Raw genomic sequence first — 23,775 nt, 5'->3', positions numbered from 1 at the left:
AACGCCGCGGTGCATCAGTTACACCGCGTTATCATTCTTCGCGGGCAAGCCACGCTCCCACAGGGGGGGGTCAGCGGTGGTTTAGAGGTCGCCCAGGCCGTCGATAAGCGCCTGATTCTGCTCTGGCGTGCCGATGGATATCCGCAGGAACTGGGCAATCCGCTCCTGCTTGAAGTGCCGGACGATCACGCCTTGCTCACGCAACTTCGCAGCTAACCCCGCCGCATCGTGCCGGGGGTGACGGGCAAAAATGAAGTTCGCCGCCGATGGCAGCACTTCAAACCCCTTCTCTTGCAGCTGTGCAACGACCTTCTCGCGATTCTCGATCACCAGCCGGCAGGTCTTGTCGAAATACTCGCGATCCTCGAATGCGGCGGCAGCGCCGACATTCGCCATGCGATCCAGCGGATAGGAGTTGAAGCTGTTCTTGATCCGCTCCAGTGCCTCGATCAGGTCCGGATGCCCGACTGCCAGGCCAACCCGCAGACCGGCCAGGGAACGGGACTTGGACAGGGTCTGGGTCACCAGCAGGTTCGGATAACGATCGACCAGCGTGATTGCCGTCTCGCCGCCGAAATCGATGTAAGCCTCGTCCACCACGACCACAGAATCCGGGCTGGCCTTGAGAATCCGCTCCACCGCCTCCAGCGCCAACAGGCAACCTGTAGGTGCGTTCGGGTTGGGGAAAATAATCCCGCCGTTGGGCCTGGCGTAGTCCGCCGGGTTGATCCGGAATTGCTCGTCCAGCGGCACCGCGTCAAACGTGATGCCGTACAACCCGCAGTAGACCGGGTAGAAGCTGTAGCTGATGTCCGGGAACAGCAGCGGCTGATCGTGCTGCAGCAAACCGTGGAAGATGTGCGCCAGCACTTCATCGGAACCGTTGCCGAGGAACACCTGATTGCCTTGCACGCCGTAGTACCTGGCGACGGCCTGCTTGAGCAGATCGCTGTTCGGGTCCGGGTACAGACGCAGGTTGTCATTGAGTTCGGTTTGCATCGCCGCAAGGGCTTTTGGCGATGGGCCGTACGGGTTTTCGTTGGTGTTGAGTTTCACCAGTTTTGCCAGCTTCGGCTGTTCACCCGGGACGTATGGCACCAGATTCTTGACGAACGGGCTCCAGAATTTACTCATGTTAGTTCCCCTGCCCTTGTGGAAAGTCTTCGTCAATGATGCGGTATTCGGCACTACGGGCGTGCGCGGTCAGCGACTCGCCACGGGCCAGCACGGAAGCGGTTTTGCCCAACTCGGACGCGCCCTGCCCGGAGCAGAAGATGATCGACGAACGTTTCTGGAAGTCGTACACACCCAGCGGCGAGGAGAAACGCGCGGTGCCGGAGGTCGGCAACACGTGGTTCGGGCCTGCACAGTAATCACCCAGGGCCTCACAGGTGTGACGGCCCATGAAGATCGCGCCAGCGTGGCGGATCTGCGGCAGCCAGGCTTGTGGATCGGCAACGGACAATTCGAGATGCTCCGGCGCGATGCGGTTGGCCACCTCGATGGCTTGCTCCATGTCACGCACCTTGATCAGTGCACCACGGCCATTGATCGAGGTTTCGATGATCGCAGCGCGCTCCATGGTCGGCATCAGCCTGGCGATGCTGGCGGCGACCTTGTCGAGGAACTCGGCGTCGGGGCTGACCAGAATGGCCTGGGCGTCTTCGTCGTGCTCGGCCTGGGAGAACAGGTCCATGGCGATCCAGTCCGGATCGGTCTGGCCGTCGCACACCACAAGGATTTCCGAAGGGCCGGCGATCATGTCGATTCCGACCTGGCCAAACACGTGGCGCTTGGCGGTGGCGACATAGATGTTGCCCGGGCCGACGACCTTGTCGACCTTCGGCACGCTTTCGGTGCCGTAAGCCAATGCGGCAACGGCCTGAGCGCCACCAATGGTGAACACGCGGTCGACACCGGCGATGCAGGCCGCAGCCAGCACAAGCTCGTTGATTTCACCGCGCGGGGTCGGCACGACCATGACCACTTCGGTGACACCAGCGACCTTGGCTGGAATCGCGTTCATCAGCACCGACGACGGGTACGATGCCTTGCCGCCCGGCACGTACAGACCGGCGCGGTCCAGCGGCGTGACTTTCTGGCCCAGCACGGTGCCATCGGCCTCGGTGTAGCTCCAGGAGTCCTGCTTCTGATTTTCGTGGTAGCTGCGCACACGAGCCGCGGCGACTTCCAGGGCTTCGCGTTGGGCCACGGAGATGCGGGTGAGCGCCAGTTCCAGACGCTCGCGCGGCAGGATCAGGTCGGCCATGGACTTCACGTCCAGGCCGTCGAACTGCCGGGTGAAATCCACCAGTGCCGCGTCGCCACGCTCACGCACGGCCTTGATGATGTCCAGCACTCGCTGATTGACCGAGTCGTCAGACACACTTTCCCAGCTCAGCAGATGATCCAGATGATGCGCGAAATCCGGGTCAGCAGCGTTGAGTCGGCGAATTGCAGTCAGTGCGGTCATAGCGAGAGCCTCATAGGAATGGCAAAAACTCAGGTACCCGAAGCTAGCACTCCATCCGCTTGGGCACCTGAGAATTCTGGCTATGAGGCGGATAGACGGGCGCGACTTAACGTCGCGCAGGTGAATCAGCCGCGGTGTCGAGACTCCACTGCCTTGCGCAGGGTGTCGATCAACGCCTGGATACGGGCGTGCTGCATCTTCATCGATGCCTTGTTGACGATCAACCGGGAGCTGATGGCCGCGATGAAATCCTGTGGCTCCAGGCCGTTGGCCCGCAGCGTATTACCGGTGTCGACCACGTCGATGATCTTGTCGGCCAGACCGATCAGCGGTGCCAGTTCCATCGAGCCGTAGAGCTTGATGATGTCGACCTGACGGCCCTGTTCGGCGTAGTAGCGCTTGGCAACGTTGACGAACTTGGTGGCGATGCGCAGACGGCCCTTGGGCTCGACCGCGCCGACTTTGCCGGCGGTCATCAGCTTGCACTGGGCAATTTGCAGGTCCAAAGGCTCGTACAGGCCCTGGCCGCCATATTCCATCAGCACATCTTTACCGGCGACACCGAGGTCGGCGGCACCATGTTCGACATAGGTCGGCACGTCGGTGGCGCGCACGATCAGCAGACGTACGTCAGGCTGAGTCGTGGGAATGATCAGCTTGCGGCTCTTGTCCGGATTCTCGGTCGGCACGATGCCCGCTTCAGCCAGAAGCGGCAAGGTGTCGTCAAGGATGCGGCCCTTGGACAGTGCGATGGTCAACATGGGAAACGTCAGTCCTTATCAAGGTACTCATGCCCGATCGCAAATGGCGCCGGACACACATCGAGCCGGAAACCGGCTCGACTTCAACAATTCAACGGGCATGTCCTTATGCCCATGCAGCAGGAACTAGCCCGGAACGCGACGGATTTTGGCGCCCAGCATCTGCAGCTTCTCTTCGATGCACTCGTAGCCACGGTCGATGTGGTAGATGCGGTCGATCAGGGTGTCGCCTTCGGCGATCAGGGCCGAGATCACCAGGCTGGCCGAAGCACGCAGGTCGGTCGCCATCACTGGCGCGCCCTTGAGTTTTTCGGTGCCGGTGACGATCGCCGTGTTGCCTTCGACCTGGATCTTGGCGCCCATGCGGTGCAGCTCATAGACGTGCATGAAGCGGTTTTCGAAGATCGTCTCGATCACGGCACCGGTGCCTTCGGCAATGGCGTTGAGGGAGATGAACTGCGCCTGCATATCGGTCGGGAACGCCGGATACGGAGCGGTCCGCACGTTGACGGCTTTCGGCCGCTTGCCGTGCATGTTCAGCTCGATCCAGTCTTCGCCGGTGTTGATTTCGGCACCGGACTCCCGGAGTTTTTCCAGGACGGCTTCGAGGATGGTCGGATCCGTATCCTTGACCTTCACACGACCACCGGTCACAGCTGCCGCCACCAGGTAGGTGCCGGTTTCGATACGATCGGGCATCACTTTATAGGTGGTGGTGTGCAGACGCTCGACGCCATCAATGGTGATGGTATCGGTACCGGCGCCGGAAACCTTGGCGCCCATGGCGTTCAGGAAGTTCGCCAGGTCGACCACTTCAGGCTCGCGCGCGGCGTTAGCCAGGACGCTGCGGCCTTTGGCCAGCGCTGCGGCCATCATGATGTTTTCGGTACCGGTCACACTGACGGTGTCGAAGAAGAAGTGCGCACCGCGCAGGCCGCCTTCCGGTGCCTTGGCCTTGATGTAACCGCCTTCGACATCGATGACCGCGCCCATGGCTTCCAGGCCACGGATGTGCAGGTCAACTGGACGCGAACCGATGGCGCAACCGCCAGGCAGTGCGACTTCGGCTTCACCGAAACGGGCAACCATCGGGCCCAGCACCAGGATCGAGGCACGCATGGTTTTCACCAGTTCGTACGGTGCGACCAGGGTCTTGATGGTGCGCGGGTCGATTTCGACGCTGAGCTTCTCGTCGATCACCGGCTCGATGCCCATGCGACCGAACAGCTCGATCATGGTGGTGATGTCGTGCAGGTGCGGCAGGTTGGCAACGGTCACGGGGCCATCGCACAGCAAGGTGGCCGCCAGGATCGGCAGGGCAGAGTTCTTTGCCCCGGAAATGCGGATCTCGCCATCAAGACGAGCGCCACCGGTAATAATCAATTTATCCATAAGAATCTCGACGCCCTTGGGCTCAGGTGCGCTCGGCCCAAGCCGTGCTGCTGAAAAATTTCATAGTGACCGCGTGGATGCTGCCATCGGCGATCCATGGGTTCAAATGGGCATAGATGCTCTGCTGACGCTTGACCGGGCTCAATGCCGCCAGTTCATCGCTAATCACGTTCAGCTGGAAATTGCAGCCTTCGCCCTCAACTTCTATCTGAGTTCCGGGCAGCTTTCCTTCAAGGAAGCTCTTCACTTCTACGGCCTGCATGCTCAACCTCATTCGGCGCCCTGTGCGCGCGGGTCGGACATCATACAAAAAAGCCCCGCGCCTGCGAACCCCGCCAAGCAGGACTCGGACGGGGGGCCTATTTATAGATGCGTGTCAGGGGTGCGCCAACAGCTCGGTCATCTCGCTGACCTGAGCGATTTCACGCATGTCATCCGGCAACCCACGGATGCTCAGAGCTTTGCCGGCCGCCTGCGCATCGCGGATAAAGCACAACAGCAACGACAAACCGACACTGCTGGACTTGGTCACTGCCGAGCAATCGACCACCAGCGCCGCGGCCGTGCTGGCCTTGATCAGCGCCTTGCCCTGCTCGCGCAGGCCAGGACCGGTGCGGTAATCCAGCACGCCACTGAGTCGCAGCTCGCCCGCTTCGCCCATCTGGACTGCCGACTCGCTCATTGGGTTGACTGCCCTGGTTTCTTGTCGGTGGCTTCCTTGGCCTTGGCGACTTCCCCGGCCCAACCATTGATGGTCTTGTCCAGATCGTTGCCATTGCGCTGCATCGCATCGGCGAACTGATCGCGGAACAGCTTGCCGATGTTGATACCGTTGATGATGACGTTACGCAGTTTCCACTCGCCGTTGATCTTCTCCAGCGTGTAGGAGACCGGATAGATCGCGCCGCTGCTGCCCTTGACGGTCATGCCAACGCTGGTACGGTCGCCCGACTCGTCCTTGGCCGGATCAACGGTGATGCCCTGGTTGTTGTACTCGAGCAAGGCATTGCCATAGAACTGGAACAACCCCTTCTTGAAGTTTTCTTCGAAGGTCTTCATCTGTGCCGGGGTTGCTTTCTTCGAGTATTTGACCGTCATGATGCTCTTGGAAATACCCTCGGCATCCACGACCGGGCCGACGATGGTGTTCAGCGCCGCATAAAAGTCTTGCGGATCCTGCTTGTACTTTTCTTTGTTGGCCGCCAGATCGGCCAGCATCCGATTAGTGGTGTCCTGTACCAGATCGTGCGCCGAAGGCGCCGCCACGGCATTGGCTACCAGCGGCAGTGCCGCAAGCAGTACCAACAGGCCACGTCGCAAGGTAGAGATCATTTAACAGTTCCTCATTTAGCTTCTTTGCTAACGGTATTGAGCAGGAATTTACCGATCAGGTCTTCGAGCACCAGCGATGACTGCGTGTCATGGATGGTTCCACCATCCTTGAGCAGGGTGTCTTCCCCGCCCACGCTGATACCGATGTACTTCTCGCCCAACAGGCCAGCGGTCAGGATAGATGCAGTGGAGTCCGCCGGAAGATTATCGATGCGTTTTTCCAGCTGCATGGTCACCCGACCGGTAAAGCTGTCGCGATCCAGATCGATGGCCGTGACCTTGCCGATGGTCACACCGGCCATGGTCACTTTAGCTCTGACCGTCAAACCGGCGATATTGTCGAAGTAGGCGTAAAGTTTATACGTATCGGTGCTCGGAGTCGGGGACAGGCCACTGACCCGCAACGCCAACAAGAGCAAAGCCAGGATGCCAGCCAGCAAGAAAAGGCCGACACCGATTTCCAGGGTGCGGTTTTGCATCAGAAATCTCCAAACATCAAGGCGGTCAGAATAAAGTCCAGGCCGAGTACTGCCAACGAGGCATATACAACGGTCTTGGTAGTGGCACGACTGATCCCCTCGGAAGTGGGTTCGCAGTCATAGCCTTGGAATACGGCGATCCAGGTCACGACAAAGGCAAAGACGATACTTTTGATGATCCCGTTGAGCACATCGTCGGTGAACGTCACGCTGTTCTGCATGTTCGACCAGTAGGAACCTTCATAGACTCCCAGCCAGTCGACCGCTACCCACGAGCCGCCCCAGATACCCACCACGCTGAAAATCATCGCCAGCACCGGCAGGGAAATGAAACCGGCCCACAAGCGGGGCGCGATGATGTACTTGAGCGGGTCAACCCCGATCATTTCCAGGCTCGACAACTGCTCGGTGGACTTCATGTTGCCGATTTCGGCGGTCAATGCCGAACCTGCGCGCCCGGCGAACAGCAAGGCGGTCACCACCGGCCCCAGTTCACGCAGCAGCGTCAGCGCCACCATCTGCCCGACAGCCTGCTCCGAACCATAGCTGGAAAGAATGTTGAAGCCCTGCAGCGCCAGCACCATGCCGATGAACACCCCGGAGACCACGATGATCACCAGGGACATCACGCCCACCGAATGCAGCTGCTTGACCAGCAGCCCGAAGGCGCCACCGATACCGCCCCGGCCGAGCAAGGCATGGAACAGGAACAGGCTCGAACGCCCGAACACCGCCAGCGCATCGATGCCGGCCTGGCCGAAGCGGCGAACGCGTTCTATCAATGAAATTCTGCGCATCAGCGCTTCCCCAGAAGATCTGCGCGGTAATCCGTCGCTGGAAAGTGGTACGGGACCGGGCCGTCGGGTTCGCCGGTCATGAACTGACGAATGCGCGGTTCATCCGAGTTCATCAACTCGTCCGGCGTCCCCTGCCCCAACACCTGGCCATCGCCCACCACATAAATGTAATCGGCAATGCTCGCGGTCTCGGCCAGGTCGTGGGATACCACGATGCTGGTGATGCCCAGCGCATCGTTGAGCAAACGGATCAGGCGCACCAGAACGCCCATTGCGATGGGGTCCTGGCCGACAAAGGGCTCGTCGTACATGAGGATCTGCGGGTCGAGCGCAATCGCCCGGGCCAGCGCAACACGGCGTTTCATGCCGCCGGAAAGCTCGTCGGGCATCAGGTCGATGGCACCGCGCAAGCCCACAGCCTGCAGTTTGAGCAGGACGATGTCGCGGATCATTTCATCCGGCAGTTGCGTATGGACCCGCAACGGAAAGGCGACGTTCTCGAAGACATCGAGGTCGGTGAACAGTGCGCCGCTCTGAAACAGCACGCCCATATGCTTGCGCGCATCGAACAGATCGCTGCGCGACAGTTTTGGCAGATTCTGACCGTTGACCCAGACTTCGCCCCTGGTAGGCCGCAACTGGGCACCCATCAGACGCAAAAGCGTGGTCTTGCCACACCCGGAAGGCCCCATGATGCCGGTGACCTTGCCGCGCGGGATACGGATATCGACATTATTGAAAATGCTGCGCGCACCGCGCTTGAAGGACAGTCCCTTCAGCTCGACCGCGTAGGCGTTATCGGCACTCATCTAAACTCCTTGCGATGCAGCCTCTCACTCGGACGCCTGGCTTTCTGACAAAAGCACATCCCTCCCGGGCAGGCCGAACTGGCGGCGAACTATATCACTGCAAAGGCTGCGCGCCCAAGGCCAAAGCCGGGGCATGTTCAACGGCCTGACCGGTTTAAAGCCCCGTTTAGAAGGTTTCCCGTAACAGGTAATGACAATGCGCGACGAACTTGCGTGAGGGATTCGATCATTACCGTTATAATCGCCGACTTTTCATCAGGCTATACGATTTCTGACATGAGCCAATCCAGCGACCTGATTCGATCAGCACAACGCACCATCCGCCTCGAGGTAGAAGCCGTGCAAGGCCTGCTGCCCCATATCGACGCTGATTTCGTACGCGCTTGCGAGATCATCCTGGCCAGCAAAGGCCGCGTGGTCGTGGTTGGCATGGGCAAGTCGGGGCACATCGGCAACAAGATTGCCGCGACGCTGGCCAGCACCGGTACCACGGCATTTTTTGTGCACCCGGCTGAAGCCAGCCACGGCGACATGGGCATGATTACCCGTGACGACATCATTCTGGCGCTCTCGAACTCCGGCTCCACCAATGAAATCGTGACCCTGCTGCCGCTGATCAAGCGCCTGGGCATTCAATTGATCAGCGTGACCGGCAATCCTGACTCCGCGCTGGCCAAGGCCGCCGAGGTCAACCTGAACGTTCACGTCGAGCACGAAGCCTGCCCGCTGAACCTGGCTCCGACCTCGTCGACCACCGCCGCCCTGGTCATGGGCGACGCCCTGGCAGTGGCGTTGCTGGAAGCCCGTGGTTTTACCGCCGAAGACTTCGCCTTTTCCCATCCAGGCGGCGCCCTCGGCCGACGCCTGCTGCTGAAAGTGGAAAATGTCATGCACGCAGGCCAGGAACTGCCGCAGGTCCAGCGCGGCACCCTGCTCAAGGATGCCCTGATGGAAATGACCCGCAAGGGCCTGGGCATGACCGTCATTCTGGAAGCCGACGGCAAACTGGCCGGAATCTTCACCGACGGCGATTTGCGCCGCACACTGGACCACAGTATCGACATCCACAACGCCATCATCGACCAGGTCATGACGGCCCATGGCAAGACCGCGCGCGCCGAGATGCTCGCCGCCGAAGCGCTGAAAATCATGGAAGACCATAAAATCAACGCACTGGTCGTGGTCGACAGCGAAGACCGCCCGGTCGGCGCCCTGAACATGCACGACTTGCTGCGCGCAGGAGTAATTTAATGAGTGCGGACCTGTTGCAACGCGGCAAACAGATCAAACTGGCAGTGTTCGATGTCGACGGCGTACTGACCGATGGCCGCCTGTATTTCCTCGAAGACGGCAGCGAATTCAAGACGTTCAATACACTCGACGGTCAGGGCATCAAGATGCTGATGGCCGCCGGCGTGCAGACCGCCATCATCAGCGGCCGCAAGACCCCGGTGGTGGAACGGCGAGCCAGGAACCTCGGTATCCCGCATCTGTATCAGGGGCGCGAGGACAAACTGGTGGTACTCGACGAACTACTTGCCCAACTCAACCTGAGCTATGAACAGGTGGCCTACCTCGGCGACGACCTGCCGGACCTGCCGGTGATTCGCCGCGTCGGCCTGGGCATGGCGGTGGCCAATGCCGCCAGCTTCGTGCGTGAACACGCTCACGGCATCACCCTCGCCCGTGGTGGCGAAGGCGCCGCTCGCGAATTCTGCGAACTGATCCTGCGCGCCCAGGACCGCCTCGATGCGGCCAATGCCGTGTACCTGTGAGCCCACTATGCTGAGCAAAAAGTTTCGCAACACCCTGATGTTCAGTTGCATCGCTGCGATATTCGCCGCGGTAGGCTACTGGAACATCAGCCCTGAACGCTTCCTCGACAAGCCGGTAACGCCGATCGATGAAAGCGCGATCGACTATTACGCCATCAACGCCCACAGCGTGCAGTACCTGCCGGACGGCAAGCTGCAATATGATCTGCTGTCGGACAAGGTCGAGCACCTCAAAGCCACCGAGGTGACATTACTGACCAACCCCGACCTGAATGTGTTCCGCGGCACTGAATTTCCGTGGCACGTCCAGAGCCTGCACGGTGAGGTCAACCCTGACGGCACGCAGGTCGAACTGATCGATGACGTGCGTATCACGCGCTTCGACGAGAAGAACCGTAAGACCCTGATCACCAGCACCCGCATGACCGTGTTCCCGCAGCAGCAATATGCGCAGACCGAGCAAGACGTTAGAATCGACGGCGCTGGCGGTGTATCGACTGGCAAGGGAATGAAGGCGTATTTGAAAGAAAGCAGGATACACCTGCTATCGAACGTAAGAGGACAGTATGAGGCTCGTTAAAACCCTCCCGATTTTGCTCAGTCTGGGCGCAGCACTGGGAAGCGTGAGCGCCTGGGCTCTGCCGGAAGATCAACAGCAGCCTATCCGCATTCAGGCCGACGATGCCCAACTGGACGACAAGCAAGGTATTGCTACCTATAAAGGTGACGTGATCATCACCCAGGGCTCGATGAAGGTGACCGGCAACACCGTGACCATCACCCGCACTCCGACTGGCGACATCGACGTAGTGACCTCGGTGGGCAACCTGGCGTACTTCGAGCAATTGCAAACCGCTGGCGATACCAAGCCTGTTCAGGGCTGGGGCGTGACGATCCAGTATCACGCCGCGCAAAACCGCGTCGTCCTGATCGACAAGGCCAAAGTCGTCGACAAGGACAACAACGTCACCCAGGGCGAAAAAATCGTCTACGACACGGTCAAGAAGCTCGCCAGCGCCGGTCGCGCCACGGGCAGCAAGGTCACCGAGGCACGTCCGCGTATCGACATGGTGATCCAGCCGAAGAAGAAAACCGACGAGAACAAGGCCCAGTAATGGCAACTCTGAAAGCTCAGCATCTGGCCAAGAGCTACAAGAGCCGCCAGGTCGTGCGCGACGTCAGCCTGTCCATCGACAGCGGTCAGATCGTCGGCCTGCTCGGCCCGAACGGCGCCGGCAAGACCACCTGCTTCTACATGATCGTCGGCCTGGTGCAAGCCGATCAGGGCCGCGTCCTGATCGATGACCTGGACGTCAGCCACCAGCCGATGCACGGTCGCGCAAAGGCCGGTATCGGCTACCTGCCGCAAGAAGCATCGATCTTCCGCAAACTGTCGGTGGCCGACAACATCATGGCCATCCTCGAGACCCGCAAGGAACTCGACAAGGCCGGCCGTCGCAAGGAACTGGAAAGCCTGCTGCAGGAATTCCACATCAGCCACATCCGCGACAACCTGGGCATGAGCCTGTCCGGTGGTGAGCGCCGTCGCGTGGAAATCGCCCGAGCCCTGGCCACCAACCCGAAATTCATCCTCCTCGACGAACCCTTCGCCGGCGTGGACCCGATTTCGGTCGGGGATATCAAGCAGATCATTCACCACCTCAAGGCCAAAGGCATTGGCGTGCTGATCACTGACCACAACGTTCGTGAAACCCTGGATATCTGTGAAACCGCCTATATCGTCAATGACGGCCAACTGATCGCCGAAGGCGACGCAGAGACCATCCTGGCCAACGACCTGGTCAAGGAAGTGTATCTGGGCCATGAGTTCCGCCTGTAAGCGCTGAGCCGTGCCCAGGCGGCTGCCCGGGCACCTGACCGACCACTTGCCAGCACCTGCGTACCGACAAGCGGGTCAGCTTTCAACCAGGCACAGCGCGGCAACACAGCTTTATAGTTTTTTATTGTTACAGCGCTCTAGGCAAACCCTTCAGTTTCAGGCATATAATTTGCTTAAGTTTGGCGCCCCGGCGCCCTGTAGTGGATGGCGCGTGTGCGCCGGCGAATAAGGTGTTAAGCCCCTGCCATGAAACCATCGCTAGTCTTGAGAATGGGCCAGCAGCTGACGATGACACCGCAGCTGCAACAGGCTATCCGCCTGCTCCAATTGTCGACCCTGGACCTGCAACAGGAAATCCAGGAGGCCCTGGAGTCCAATCCGATGCTCGAACGCCAGGAAGAAGGCGACGACTTCGATAACACCGACCCCTTGGCCGACAACGCCGAACAGAAACCCAACACCGACATCCAGGAACCCTCCTACCAGGAAAGCGCCCCGACGGTCGATAACCTCGACGAGGGTGACTGGAACGAGCGCATCCCCAACGAGCTCCCCGTCGACACTGCGTGGGAAGACGTTTACCAGACCAGCGCCAGCAGCCTGCCCAGCAATGACGACGACGAGTGGGACTTCACCACCCGCACCTCGGCCGGCGAGAGTTTGCAAAGCCACTTGCTGTGGCAACTGAACCTGGCGCCGATGTCCGACACCGATCGCCTGATCGGCGTGACCCTGATCGACTGCATCAACAATCAGGGCTACCTGGACGAAACCCTCGAGGAAATCCTCGACGCCTTCGATCCGGAACTGGACATCGAACTGGACGAAATCGAAGCGGTCCTGCACCGCATCCAGCAATTCGAACCCGCCGGCATCGGTGCCCGCAACCTGGGCGAATGCCTGCTGCTGCAATTGCGCCAGCTACCCGCCAAGACCCTTTGGCTGGCTGAGGCCAAGCGCCTGGTCACCGATTACATCGACTTGCTTGGCAGCCGCGACTATAGCCAGCTGATGCGCCGCATGAAGCTCAAGGAAGATGAACTACGCCAGGTCATCGAGCTGGTCCAGAGCCTCAATCCGCGCCCGGGCTCGCAGATCGAGTCCACCGAAGCCGAGTATGTCGTTCCTGACGTTATCGTACGCAAGGACAACGAGCGCTGGCTGGTGGAGCTCAATCAGGAGTCGGTGCCACGGCTGCGGGTCAACGCCCAGTACGCCGGTTTCGTGCGCCGTGCCGACACCAGCGCCGACAACACGTTCATGCGCAACCAGTTGCAGGAGGCCCGCTGGTTCATCAAGAGCCTGCAAAGCCGCAATGAAACTCTTATGAAGGTTGCCACCCAGATCGTCGAGCATCAGCGTGGTTTCCTCGAATATGGCGACGAAGCCATGAAGCCGCTGGTCCTGCATGACATCGCCGAAGCGGTCGGCATGCATGAGTCGACGATTTCACGGGTGACCACCCAGAAGTTCATGCACACCCCCCGGGGCATTTATGAACTGAAGTACTTTTTCTCCAGTCACGTCAGCACCTCCGAAGGCGGCGAATGCTCGTCCACGGCGATCCGCGCGATCATCAAAAAACTGGTTGCCGCGGAAAATCAGAAAAAGCCATTGAGTGACAGCAAGATCGCTGGTTTACTGGAGGCACAAGGCATTCAGGTGGCTCGCCGCACCGTCGCCAAGTACCGCGAATCCCTCGGGATCGCGCCTTCGAGCGAACGCAAGCGGTTGATGTAGGGCCACGCCACAGCGTTCCAGTGGCAGATCATCTGATCTGCCGCTTTATGCACTGGCAACGAAGGAGAAGCTGTATGCAAGTCAACATCAGTGGACACCAACTGGAAGTGACCGAACCTCTTCGCACCTACATCGGCGAAAAACTCGAACGATTGGAGCGACATTTCGACAGGATCACTAATGTGCAGGTCACGATGACCGTCGAAAAACTGAAGCAGAAAATCGAAGCCACGCTGCATATTCCCGGGAATGAAGTGGTCGCCAACGCGGAACATACCGATATGTACGCCGCGATCGATGCACTCACCGACAAGCTGGATAAACAACTCAAAAAGCATAAGGAAAAGACCCAGAGCCTCCTCCAGGGCGCAACCGGTCGTTAACACTCCCAACCCATGATCCGACTTGAAAGTATCCTGACCCCCGGCCGTTCCCTGGTGAACGTGCCGGGCGGCAGTAAAAAGAAAGCCCTCGAACAAATTGCCAATCTGATCGCCCGCGAAGTGCCGGCTCTGGAGATGCAAGATGTCTTCGAGGCGCTGATTGCCCGTGAAAAACTCGGATCCACCGGTTTTGGCAACGGGATCGCTATTCCGCACTGCCGCCTCAAGGGCTGTGTTTCACCCATCAGTGCATTGATGCACCTGGACGCCCCTATCGACTTCGACGCCATCGACGGCGCGCCGGTTGACCTGCTGTTCGTATTGCTGGTCCCGCAAGCCGCCACCGATGCGCACCTTGAGCTGCTGCGACAGATCGCCAGCATGCTCGACCGCAAGGAAGTACGCGATAAACTGCGTAATGCTGCAAGCAACGAAGCCCTGTATCAGGTTGTCCTGGACGAGCAAAACGGTCAGTAATCATGCGCTTGATCATCGTCAGTGGCCGCTCCGGCTCAGGTAAAAGTACCGCCCTCGACGTTCTGGAGGACAACGGCTACTACTGCATCGACAACCTGCCTGCCGGTCTGCTGCCGGAACTGGCCGAACGAGCCTTGATTCATACCGAGCTGCTACAGCCGCTGGTCGCCGTTTCCATTGACGCGCGCAACCTGCCCAGCCACCTGTCACGCTTCCCCGAACTGCTCGAAGAAGTCCGCAACCGCCACATCCAGTGCGATGTGCTGTACCTGGATGCCGACGAAGAAACCCTGCTCAAGCGCTTCTCGGAAACCCGCCGACGTCACCCCCTGACCAACGCCAACCGCTCGCTGGCCGAAGCCATCAGCGTCGAGAGCGACCTGCTCGGGCCGATTGCCGACCTCGCCGATCTCAAGATCAACACCACCAGCCTGAACCTGTACCAGCTGCGCGACGCAATCAAACTGCGCCTGCTGAATCAGCCCGAGCCGGGCACTGCGTTCCTGGTGGAATCCTTCGGGTTCAAGCGTGGCATGCCGGTGGACGCCGACCTGGTGTTCGATGTGCGTTGCCTGCCCAACCCTTACTGGAAGCCGGAATTGCGCGAGCAGTCCGGGCTCGATCAACCGGTTGCCGAATACCTGGCGGCACAGCCGGATGTCGAAGAGATGTTCCAGGACATTTCCACATACCTGCTAAAGTGGCTGCCTCGTTTTGCCGCCAGCAACCGCGCCTACGTCACCATTGCCATTGGCTGCACTGGCGGACATCACCGTTCCGTCTACCTGACCGAACGTCTGGGGCAGGCGCTGCAAAAAACCCTGAAGAACGTCCAGGTTCGCCACCGCGACCTCAGCTAAAGGATTCACATCGCGATGCCTGCTCGGGAAATCGAAATCATCAACAAGCTGGGCCTGCATGCCCGTGCGTCTGCAAAATTCGTCGGGGTCGCCGGCCAGTTCAAGGACTGCACGATCAGGGTAGGACGCACACCCGAAACCACAGTAGATGGCAAAAGCATCATGGCCATGATGATGCTGGCTGCCGGCAAGGGCACCAAAATCCATCTGAGCACGGAAGGCGAGCATGAACAGGAAGCGATGGACGCGCTGGTAGACCTGATCAATCGCTACTTCGACGAAGGCGAATAAACAGCAAAAGATCCACAAAAAAAGGCGCGCCACCCATGGGGTGGCGCGCCTTTTTTATGCAATGGTCTGAGCTTAGCTACCCGCCACCGTCATCCGCTCGATCAACACCGAACCCGTGCGAATGTTGCTGCGCAGTTCCAAATCGTTACCCACCGCCACGATCTGCTTGAACATGTCGCGCATGTTGCCGGCGATGGTCACTTCCTGGACCGCAAACTGGATTTCGCCGTTCTCGACCCAGTAACCCGCTGCGCCCCGGGAATAATCACCGGTGACCATATTCAGGCCCTGCCCCATCAACTCGGTGACCAACAGCCCGCGTCCCATGCGCCGCAGCAAGGCCGCCTGGTCTTCATCACCATGGGTGACGAACAGGTTGTGCACGCCACCGGCGTTGGCCGTACTTGGCATGCCGAGCTTGCGGCCGGAGTAGGTGCCGAGGATGTACGACACCAACTCGCCTTTCTCGACGAACGGCTTGGCGTAGGTTGCCAGGCCATCGCCATCGAACGCTGCGCTGCCCAAGGCTCGCATCAAGTGCGGACGCTCGTCGATGGTCAGCCATTCCGGAAACAGCTTCTGGCCCAGTGTGCCTTCAAGGAACGACGACTTGCGATACAGGCTGCCGCCGGAAATCGCCGACAGGAAACTGCCGAACAGGCCCCCGGCCAGCTCGGCGGAAAACAGCACCGGCACCTCGCAAGTCGGCACCGGCCGCGCGCCCAGGCGGCTCGCCGCCCGTTGCGCGGCACGCTGGCCGATGCTGACCGGGTCGGCCAGCAGATTGCCCTGCCGGTTCACGTCGTACCAGTAATCGCGCTGCATCTGGCCGTCCGCCTCGGCGATCATCACGCAGCTCAAGCTGTGACGGGTCGATGCGTAACCGCCGATAAACCCGTGGCTGTTGCCATAAACGCAGCAACCCTGATGGGTACTGAGGGTAGTGCCGTCAGCGTTCTTGATCCGGCTGTCGGCGGCAAACGCTGCGGCCTCACAGGCCAGGGCCTGCTCGATGGCTTGCTCAGGAGTGATGTCCCATTGGTGGAACAGGTCGAAATCCTGAATATCCCGCGCCATCAGCGCGGCATCCGCCAGGCCCGAGGCTTCGTCCTCCGAAGTGTGCTTGGCGATGGCCAGCGCAGCGGCGACCGTTTCGCGAATAGCCTCCGGACCGCTGGCCGAAGTGCTGGCCGAGCCTTTGCGCTGACCGACGTACAAGGTGATACCGAAACCCTGATCACGGTTGAATTCAACGGTTTCGACTTCACGCTGGCGCACCGTGGTCGACAAGCCCTGCTCCAGGGACACCGCCACTTCACAGGCGCTGGCCCCCTGGCGTTTGGCTTCAGCGATGATCTGCTCGACTTGCTCCTGCAGTGCCGGCAACGCTTGTGGGCCGACGCTTTCAACTGCACTCATGCTGTTCTCCACTCAAATTCTGCTTTCGGTAACGGTCATCGAGCGACCGGGCCGGACAAGCGGCCCCCGACTGGTTATCATGGCGGCGTTTCTTTGCGGACGGCCACCATGGTTGATTCTTACGACGACTCCCTCGATACGGGAGAAAAAAGCAAATCCCAGGTTAAACGCGAGCTGCATGCTCTGGTTGACCTTGGCGAGCGCCTTACAACACTCAAGCCTGACCTGCTGGCAAAACTGCCCTTGACCGACGGAATGCGTCGGGCTCTGGCCGATGCGCCCAAGCACACCGCGAACATCGCGCGTAAACGGCACCTTCAGTTCATCGGCAAACTGATGCGCGATCAGGACACTGCCGCCATTCTGGTTTTGCTCGATCAACTCGATGCCTCCACCCGTCAATACAACGAACGCTTCCATAACCTGGAGCGCTGGCGCGATCGTCTGATCGCCGGCGACGATGCCGTTCTGGAAAAATTCGTCGTCGACTATCCGGACGCGGACCGCCAGCAATTACGCTCCCTGATCCGTCAGGCCCAGCATGAGGTTGCGCAAAACAAGCCTCCTGCTGCCAGCCGTAAAATCTTCAAGTACATCCGTGAGCTGGACGAGACTCAACGCGGTCTGCGCTGAGTAACGCCCAACGCGCCCTGTAGGAGCTGCCGAAGACGGCGATCTTTTGATCTTGAAAAAAGGCAAAGATCGCAGCCTGCGGCAGCTCCTGCAGGGGATGTCCCCATCCTTATGCGCCCGTGCCACCCACGGTGATCGCATCAATCTTCAGCGTTGGCTGGCCGACACCCACCGGCACCGACTGCCCATCCTTGCCACACGTGCCCACGCCGCTGTCCAGCGACAGGTCATTACCGACCATCGACACCTTGCTCATGGCTTCCGGCCCGTTGCCGATCAGAGTTGCGCCCTTGACCGGGGCGGTGATCTTGCCGTCTTCGATCAGGTACGCCTCGCTGGTGGAGAACACGAACTTGCCGCTGGTGATGTCCACCTGACCGCCACCCAGGTTGGCACAATAGATGCCGCGTTTCACCGAAGCGATGATTTCCGCCGGGTCGCTTTCGCCGGCGAGCATGTAGGTGTTGGTCATGCGCGGCATTGGCAGGTGCGCGTAGGATTCGCGACGGCCGTTACCGGTACGGGCCACGCCCATCAGGCGCGCGTTGAGCTTGTCCTGCATGTAGCCCTTGAGCACGCCGTTTTCGATCAGCGTGGTGCATTCAGTCGGCGTGCCTTCGTCATCGACGCTCAACGAGCCACGGCGACCGGCCAGGGTGCCGTCATCGACAATGGTGCAGAGCTTCGATGCAACCATCTCACCCATGCGCCCGCTATAAGCCGAACTGCCCTTGCGGTTGAAATCGCCTTCCAGGCCATGACCGACCGCTTCGTGCAACAGCACGCCCGACCAACCGGAGCCGAGTACCACCGGCAAGGTACCGGCCGGTGCAGGAATCGCTTCGAGATTGACCAGCGCCTGGCGTAACGCTTCACGGGCATAGCCCATGGCGCGGTCTTCGCCGAGGAAGTAACGATAATCGGTCCGCCCGCCACCGCCATGACCGCCGCGCTCGCGGCGACCGTTCTGCTCGACGATCACGCTGACATTGAAACGCACCAGTGGCCGCACATCCGCCGCCAGACCGCCGTCGGTGGAAGCCACCAGAATCCGCTCCCAGACACCGGCCATGCTCACGGTGACTTGCTGGATGCGTGGGTCCAGGGCGCGGGTCGCGGCGTCGACTCGCTTGAGCAAATCGACTTTCTCGGCACGGGTCAGCACTTCCAGCGGATTGTCCGGCGCATACAACTGAGCGACGTCCTGGCTGGTGAACGCCTGCACGGTGCCATGCTGCCCGGCCCGGGAAATCGAACGGGCGGCACGCGCCGCCGCGCCCAGGGCTTCAAGTGTGATGGCATTGCTGTAGGCAAAACCGGTTTTTTCACCCGATTGCGCGCGCACGCCGACACCTTGGTCAAGGTTGAAGCTGCCTTCCTTGACGATGCCGTCTTCCAGCGCCCAGGACTCGGAGATCTGCCCCTGGAAATACAGGTCGGCGGCATCGATGCCCGGCCCGGCCAGATCGCCGAGCACGCCTTGCAGGCTCTCGATCGTGACGCCACCGGGCGCCAGCAGGTGTTCACTGACTGAGGACAACAACTCGCTCATATGCTTTACGCCTTAAATTCGTCGTTCTGATGCAGGTCGCTGGGCGCCCTGCGAGAAAAAGCGCCGGTGACTGGACACCGGCATCCGCGCCCGGATGGACGCCTGTTCGCTGCTGTCGCGTTCGACCAGCAGTACGGCCTCGCCTTGATCCTGTTGTGCCAGCACACGCCCCCAAGGGTCGACGATGGCGGCATGGCCAAAGGTTTCCCGCGGCCCCGGATGCGTCCCGCCCTGGGCGGCCGCGAGTACGTAACATTGCGTCTCGATGGCCCGCGCACGTATCAGCACATCCCAATGCGCCGCGCCGGTCACCGCGGTGAAGGCCGAAGGGGCAGTAATCAGTTCCGCACCGGCCGCGCGCAATTCGCTGTACAGCTCGGGAAAGCGCAGGTCATAGCAGACCGTCAGGCCAACCCGGCCGACGGGCGTGTCCGCCACGACCACTTCGTTGCCATAAGCATAGTCATCGGATTCACGATAACGGCCACGATTGTCCGCCACGTCCACATCGAACAGGTGCAACTTGTCGTAGCGCGCCACCGTTTCGCCCTGGTCATCGACCAGCAACGAACAGGCATGAGCTTTCGCCGTCGGCCGATCCACCGGCGGCAATGGCAACGTGCCGGCCACAATCCATAACCTGAGGTCGCGTGCGGCCTGTTTCAACCAGGGCAGGATCGGGCCTTCGCCCAAGGCTTCGGCGCGCCCGATGTCGGCAATGTCGCGCCGGCCCATGGCGGCGAAGTTTTCCGGCAATACCGCGAGCTTCGCGCCACCGGTGGCCGCTTGCTCGAGCAGTCGACGGGCCTGGGCCAGATTGGCCAGCACATCGCTCTGACTGACCATTTGAATCACCGCTACAGACATGGCGCACTCCTGGAATCGTATGCGGCCATGCTACTCCATAGGCTTGCCGAGTGCCTTTTGAAAAAGGACCTCAAAAAGCCTTGTCGAAGGTAATCTTCGGTTCTTTCCACGGCCCCTGGACGGTGTACTTCACACTGGCGAAACGCGCGACGCGGTCACCGATCAGCTTGTCGATCAGGAACAGCGCCCCACCGACCGCGGGCGCACCGACGATCAGTGCGGCAATCGGCAGGTTATTGGTCACCGGCAAAGTCACCATCAGTTTCGCATCGATCTGATCGGCCACCATGTTCAGGGTACCGTCAAGTTCAATGGTGCTCGAAGGCCCGGTCAGCCGGATCGGCTCACGGGTGACATACACGCCATTGGTCCCAACCAGCAGCCCCTTGACCCGGTCATAACTCAGACCTTTGCCGAACAGGTCGGAGAAGTCCAGGCGCAGGCGCCGGCCGATGGAGTTGAAGTTGAGCAAACCAAATACCCGCAGCGCCTGGGCACTGCCTTCGACTTCGACGAACTGGCCTTGATTGAGCGTCGCATCGAGCGAGCCGGAGAAACGCTTGGTCGCCACCCAGGCCGGCGAGCCAGGCCAGCGACCATCGACATCCATATAAAAGTCCCGACTGGTGACGCTCGGCGCAAACCCCCAGCCCTTGAGCACATCGGCCAGGTTCTTGCCGCTGATGCGTCCCTTGTACCAGCTGTTGCTGGCACCGGGCACGCCTTCCCAGCCACCGCTGCCCACCAACAGAAGGCCCTTGAGGCCCAGGTCCAGCGAGTTGAACACGATGCCCTTGGGCGTAGGACGAATCTTCAGCGACCAGCCCCCTACCAGATCCTGCCCCTGGAATAACTGATTGATGGTGATGTCCATCGCGGGGATTTTCGTCGGGTCCACCGACGCCAGCGGATCCGGCGAGTTTTCATCGGCCAGCACGGCCGGGTCCGGTGCCGGCAGGCGCACGGTTTGCAGATTGATCGTGATCGGCGTGGCTTTCGCATCTGGCAGATTGGCACTGCCCTTGATCTGCTGGCTGTCGAGTTGCAGCGCCCAGGCGGAAGGCTTGCGCGCCAGCTGAATCGAGGCCTGGTCGAGCGTGGTGCCGATACCGCTAAGCTTGTCCACCTTGAAGTCCGCGCCGCTGAGCAATTGCCTGGCGCTGCCGCCGGGGTCCTCTCCGGCGTATTTATCCGCCAGATCCTTCCACGGGCCAACGTCCAGCTCCGACAATACGCCCCGTATCCGCAGGCCTTTGCCGTCAGGCAACACGGCCTCGCCGCCACCGAGGGACAATTCCCCGCGACCGTCGGCGAAATTGCTGGCCGGTGCGGCGAACGTGAAACTCGCCAGGTCCCCGTAGTTGACCCAATAGCGCCGCTCGTCGCCCTGCAAGGTCATGCGCAACGTCGTGTCGCGCCCGGCATCGGCGGCCATGCCGAACGGTGCAGGCAATTCGACGGCCACGCCCTTGAGGTTGGAATTGACCAGCAATTGGCTGTCGGCGCCATTGAGGGTCAGTTGCAGTCGATACGGGATCACGCCACTCACCGGCAGAGGCTGGGTCACCTTCAGCCAGTCGGTCAGTTTCCTGACCTCGACCTGGCCCGACGCGGTCACCCGGGTATTGAGCTTACCCGGGCTGCCGTCGGCAAAAATCTGTGCGGTGACCGGCTTGTCGAACGCCCGTGCACTGATGTTCTGCCCGCTCAGGCCCTTGGCACTGTCAAAGCGGAAATCACCTTTGAGCTGGGTCAGCTCCAGCACAGGTTCAGCCAGTTTCAAGCGTGCCTTGGCGGTCTTGAAATCGACGACTATCTTCGGCTCCTCGCCTTTCGCCAGGGGAATATCCAGATTCAACTTGCCTTGAAGATCACCCTCGCCTTCCCAGCCGGCGAAGGTTGCCCCGGTGCCGATCGGCGCTTCCTGGAGGATTTTCAAGCCATCGCCCAAACCGCCGGCAAATCCGCCGTCGAGGAACAAATGAACGTTCTGCCCGGCAGGAACATGGGGAATGTTGACGTAAACATCGTTGACCTGGGTGTCGAGCAACTGGCCCTTGCTGGCCAGAATCCGCACGCCGCTGTCTTCGACGAACACATCGCCGCTGACCTTGCTGACATGGGGCCAGCCCGGCTGGAAGGCCAGTTCGGCATCGTGAACCTTGAAGTACAGGCTGATGCTGCGATCCTCGTCCGCGGCACCGTGGCTGAGCGACCCTTGATACTGGAAGAAGCCTTGATCCACCGCGCCCTTGAGAATCGCGGTGCGCAGCCATTCGTCCAGCGCTGGGCCGAGGACCGTCGGCAAGTACTTGGCGGTGTAGCGACCGTCACCGTCCACCATGCCGACCCGCAGGTCCATGTAGTCTTCCTGAGTGCTATCGAAATGCAGGCGAATCAGGAAGTCACCGGCGATCTTGCCTTCCTCGCCCAGCACCTTCAGATACGGCGCGACCAGAGTGAAACCTTCTTTATCGAGTTTCCAGGTCAGCCGCGCATTGGCCTGAATGTACTGCCATGGCTTGGCGAAAATCGGGTCCAGGTGCAGCATGAAATCCTTGCTGTCCATGCGCAATTCGCCGCGCCCCAGGTCACCACTGATGCTGCCGCTGACATTCCGCGCCGCCGGCGCACCGTGATAGGCATCGAAGCCTACCTGGTCGAGGTTGGCGGCAAAGCCGAACTTACTGTCGTCTGTAGCATTGGGGCGGAAATCGACCAGCACGTTACGCAGGCTGCCCGTGACTTTGAGCCGCTGGACGACCGTGGCCAAACCTTCTGGCAACGGCGCCAGAGCGTTGAGCAGCGGGGTCAGCGGAGTGAGATCGACCCGGTCGGCTTGCAAGTGCCAGAGCTCTTCGGTTTGATCAGTGGCCGCGTTTTGCTTGAGTTGCAAATGCGTTTCCCAGCGGGTCTCACCGAGGTTCATCGCCAGGGAATCGAGAATCACTGACGCGCCTTCGGCACTGCGCTGGAAGTAGCCGTTCAGGGCCAGATTGTTGATCTGGATCTGTTTGCGCTCAGCGTAGGCACCCTTGAGTTGTGGTGCATTCAAACGCACCGCAGCACTTTGCAGGGCACCTTTGCCCCAGGTCAGCCAAAGCTCGCCGCCGGCTTTGATCTCAGAGAAACTCCACTCTTGGGTCACTCGCTCGGGTAACCATTTCGACCAGTCGCTTTGCGGCAGGCTCAGGTAGACCTCGGCTTCACTGTCCTGCCATTGGCTGGCTCGAATGCGGGTACGCAGGCTCATGGCCACCGGCTGCCCGTCAGGCAGGGTCAGCCGCGCGTCGAGCCGCTGCCGTGACGCCCCGGTTTTCAGATTGAGGCCGACGTAGGTCAGGGTCAGCGGCGACTGTGCAAACGGCTGCAAGGTCACCTGACTGTCGAGCACCGACAGTTGCTGGATCATCTGCATACGATTGAGCAGCTGCTCAGGATCGGTTGGTTGACCCTGTTGCACTGGCAGACCTTCCAGTGCCCATTGACCGTCGTTACCCTCCTTGACGCTGATCTTCAGGCCACTGAGCTCCAGATGAGCGATGCGTACCTGTCGCGCCAGAAGACTGGCCCAAAGGTCCGGCACCGCACGCACCTGCTCCAGGTGCAAGGCATTGGCGCCCTCGCCGACCGTCACGTCGTGCGCCATCAGTATGGGGGCGAATCCACTCCAGTTGCCTTCGAGCTCGCCGATCTGCAACGGCATGCCCAAGGCATCGCTGGCTTTGGTTTCGATGTCGGCACGGTACTCGGCGACTAACGGCGTCAGCTCCCGGCCGAGGCTGACGTAGAGCGCCATCAACACCAAAACCAACGCGCACAGGCCCAGACCCCAGCGGGTCAGTGCGGCCAAAATGCGTGTCAGACGGTCCATGTCAGGAGGCCCCCATGGCAA

25 protein-coding genes are annotated in these 23,775 nt (G+C 60.5%); 11 read left to right on the top strand and 14 right to left on the bottom strand.

Annotated features, from left to right (window positions below):
* Positions 1-81: 81 nt before the first annotated feature.
* The 10 genes from hisC to KGA81_RS13110 form a co-directional block, all read right to left on the bottom strand.
* Positions 82-1,134 carry a histidinol-phosphate transaminase gene (gene hisC / locus KGA81_RS13155; protein WP_223546410.1) on the bottom strand — a complete coding sequence of 351 codons (1,053 nt, stop codon included), beginning with the start codon at positions 1,132-1,134 and terminating at the stop codon, positions 82-84.
* Between the two features lies 1 nt (position 1,135).
* Positions 1,136-2,473 carry a histidinol dehydrogenase gene (hisD, locus tag KGA81_RS13150; RefSeq protein ID WP_223546407.1) on the bottom strand — a complete coding sequence of 446 codons (1,338 nt, stop codon included), beginning with the start codon at positions 2,471-2,473 and terminating at the stop codon, positions 1,136-1,138.
* Positions 2,474-2,598: 125 nt separating this feature from the next.
* On the bottom strand, positions 2,599-3,234 hold the full coding sequence (gene hisG, locus KGA81_RS13145) for an ATP phosphoribosyltransferase (RefSeq protein ID WP_223546405.1): 636 nt from the start codon (positions 3,232-3,234) through the stop codon (positions 2,599-2,601).
* 126 nt (positions 3,235-3,360) lie between these two features.
* A complete protein-coding gene (gene murA, locus KGA81_RS13140; protein ID WP_223546396.1) occupies positions 3,361-4,626 on the bottom strand; it encodes a UDP-N-acetylglucosamine 1-carboxyvinyltransferase in 1,266 nt (421 codons plus the stop codon).
* Between the two features lie 22 nt (positions 4,627-4,648).
* On the bottom strand, positions 4,649-4,888 hold the full coding sequence (locus tag KGA81_RS13135) for a BolA family protein (protein ID WP_223546387.1): 240 nt from the start codon (positions 4,886-4,888) through the stop codon (positions 4,649-4,651).
* 114 nt (positions 4,889-5,002) lie between these two features.
* A complete protein-coding gene (locus tag KGA81_RS13130) occupies positions 5,003-5,308 on the bottom strand; it encodes a lipid asymmetry maintenance protein MlaB (protein ID WP_223546385.1) in 306 nt (101 codons plus the stop codon).
* On the bottom strand, positions 5,305-5,958 hold the full coding sequence (locus KGA81_RS13125) for a phospholipid-binding protein MlaC (RefSeq protein WP_223546383.1): 654 nt from the start codon (positions 5,956-5,958) through the stop codon (positions 5,305-5,307). The genes KGA81_RS13130 and KGA81_RS13125 overlap by 4 nt, the downstream gene beginning before the upstream one ends.
* Positions 5,959-5,969: 11 nt before the next feature.
* Positions 5,970-6,437: an outer membrane lipid asymmetry maintenance protein MlaD gene (gene mlaD / locus KGA81_RS13120; protein ID WP_007970271.1), complete on the bottom strand. Its 468-nt coding sequence runs from the start codon at positions 6,435-6,437 to the stop codon at positions 5,970-5,972.
* Positions 6,437-7,234, bottom strand: coding sequence for a lipid asymmetry maintenance ABC transporter permease subunit MlaE (gene mlaE, locus KGA81_RS13115; RefSeq protein WP_223546373.1), 798 nt, complete (start codon positions 7,232-7,234; stop codon positions 6,437-6,439). The genes mlaD and mlaE overlap by 1 nt, the downstream gene beginning before the upstream one ends.
* Positions 7,234-8,043 (bottom strand): ATP-binding cassette domain-containing protein, encoded by an 810-nt coding sequence (locus KGA81_RS13110; protein WP_108218207.1) that lies wholly within the window; start codon positions 8,041-8,043, stop codon positions 7,234-7,236. The genes mlaE and KGA81_RS13110 overlap by 1 nt, the downstream gene beginning before the upstream one ends.
* A gap of 276 nt (positions 8,044-8,319) precedes the next feature.
* Here KGA81_RS13110 and KGA81_RS13105 point away from each other — a divergent pair, with 276 nt between their 5' ends.
* From KGA81_RS13105 to KGA81_RS13060, 10 genes are all read left to right on the top strand, one after another.
* The gene (locus KGA81_RS13105) at positions 8,320-9,294 is read left to right on the top strand and encodes a KpsF/GutQ family sugar-phosphate isomerase (RefSeq protein ID WP_223546371.1); all 975 of its coding nucleotides are present in this window, start codon (positions 8,320-8,322) and stop codon (positions 9,292-9,294) included.
* The gene (locus KGA81_RS13100; protein ID WP_223546369.1) at positions 9,294-9,818 is read left to right on the top strand and encodes a KdsC family phosphatase; all 525 of its coding nucleotides are present in this window, start codon (positions 9,294-9,296) and stop codon (positions 9,816-9,818) included. The genes KGA81_RS13105 and KGA81_RS13100 overlap by 1 nt, the downstream gene beginning before the upstream one ends.
* 7 nt (positions 9,819-9,825) lie before the next feature.
* A complete protein-coding gene (gene lptC / locus KGA81_RS13095) occupies positions 9,826-10,398 on the top strand; it encodes an LPS export ABC transporter periplasmic protein LptC (RefSeq protein ID WP_223546361.1) in 573 nt (190 codons plus the stop codon).
* Positions 10,385-10,933 carry a lipopolysaccharide transport periplasmic protein LptA gene (gene lptA / locus KGA81_RS13090; protein WP_007986700.1) on the top strand — a complete coding sequence of 183 codons (549 nt, stop codon included), beginning with the start codon at positions 10,385-10,387 and terminating at the stop codon, positions 10,931-10,933. The genes lptC and lptA overlap by 14 nt, the downstream gene beginning before the upstream one ends.
* Complete coding sequence (lptB, locus tag KGA81_RS13085; protein ID WP_008054366.1) at positions 10,933-11,658, top strand: LPS export ABC transporter ATP-binding protein; 726 nt, start codon at positions 10,933-10,935, stop codon at positions 11,656-11,658. The genes lptA and lptB overlap by 1 nt, the downstream gene beginning before the upstream one ends.
* Before the next feature lie 246 nt (positions 11,659-11,904).
* Positions 11,905-13,398 carry an RNA polymerase factor sigma-54 gene (locus KGA81_RS13080; RefSeq protein WP_223546358.1) on the top strand — a complete coding sequence of 498 codons (1,494 nt, stop codon included), beginning with the start codon at positions 11,905-11,907 and terminating at the stop codon, positions 13,396-13,398.
* A 74-nt stretch (positions 13,399-13,472) separates the two neighbouring features.
* Entirely contained in the window at positions 13,473-13,781 is a 309-nt protein-coding gene (gene hpf / locus KGA81_RS13075) for a ribosome hibernation-promoting factor, HPF/YfiA family (protein ID WP_108218201.1), read from the top strand.
* A 12-nt stretch (positions 13,782-13,793) separates the two neighbouring features.
* The gene (ptsN, locus tag KGA81_RS13070) at positions 13,794-14,258 is read left to right on the top strand and encodes a PTS IIA-like nitrogen regulatory protein PtsN (protein ID WP_223546356.1); all 465 of its coding nucleotides are present in this window, start codon (positions 13,794-13,796) and stop codon (positions 14,256-14,258) included.
* 2 nt (positions 14,259-14,260) lie between these two features.
* On the top strand, positions 14,261-15,118 hold the full coding sequence (gene rapZ / locus KGA81_RS13065; RefSeq protein WP_223546354.1) for an RNase adapter RapZ: 858 nt from the start codon (positions 14,261-14,263) through the stop codon (positions 15,116-15,118).
* Positions 15,119-15,133: 15 nt separating this feature from the next.
* On the top strand, positions 15,134-15,409 hold the full coding sequence (locus tag KGA81_RS13060; protein WP_223546352.1) for an HPr family phosphocarrier protein: 276 nt from the start codon (positions 15,134-15,136) through the stop codon (positions 15,407-15,409).
* 72 nt (positions 15,410-15,481) lie between these two features.
* Here KGA81_RS13060 and pmbA read toward each other — a convergent pair whose 3' ends face one another.
* On the bottom strand, positions 15,482-16,828 hold the full coding sequence (gene pmbA, locus KGA81_RS13055; protein WP_223546350.1) for a metalloprotease PmbA: 1,347 nt from the start codon (positions 16,826-16,828) through the stop codon (positions 15,482-15,484).
* 108 nt (positions 16,829-16,936) lie between these two features.
* Between pmbA and yjgA the strand changes: the two genes are divergently transcribed.
* Positions 16,937-17,461, top strand: a complete 525-nt coding sequence (gene yjgA, locus KGA81_RS13050; RefSeq protein ID WP_108218197.1) for a ribosome biogenesis factor YjgA — start codon at positions 16,937-16,939, stop codon at positions 17,459-17,461.
* Positions 17,462-17,570: 109 nt separating this feature from the next.
* Here the strand turns inward: yjgA and tldD are convergent, their stop codons facing one another.
* From tldD to KGA81_RS13035, 3 genes are all read right to left on the bottom strand, one after another.
* Positions 17,571-19,013 carry a metalloprotease TldD gene (gene tldD / locus KGA81_RS13045; protein ID WP_218429285.1) on the bottom strand — a complete coding sequence of 481 codons (1,443 nt, stop codon included), beginning with the start codon at positions 19,011-19,013 and terminating at the stop codon, positions 17,571-17,573.
* Positions 19,014-19,025: 12 nt separating this feature from the next.
* Entirely contained in the window at positions 19,026-19,880 is an 855-nt protein-coding gene (locus KGA81_RS13040; protein ID WP_223546348.1) for a carbon-nitrogen hydrolase family protein, read from the bottom strand.
* A gap of 70 nt (positions 19,881-19,950) precedes the next feature.
* Positions 19,951-23,754, bottom strand: coding sequence for a YhdP family protein (locus KGA81_RS13035; protein WP_223546346.1), 3,804 nt, complete (start codon positions 23,752-23,754; stop codon positions 19,951-19,953).
* Between the last annotated feature and the right edge of the window lie 21 nt (positions 23,755-23,775).

It is taken from the genome of Pseudomonas sp. A-B-19 (assembly GCF_019947515.1).
Classification (GTDB): Bacteria; Pseudomonadota; Gammaproteobacteria; order Pseudomonadales; family Pseudomonadaceae; genus Aquipseudomonas.
This window is presented reverse-complemented; position numbering and strand designations above follow the sequence as displayed.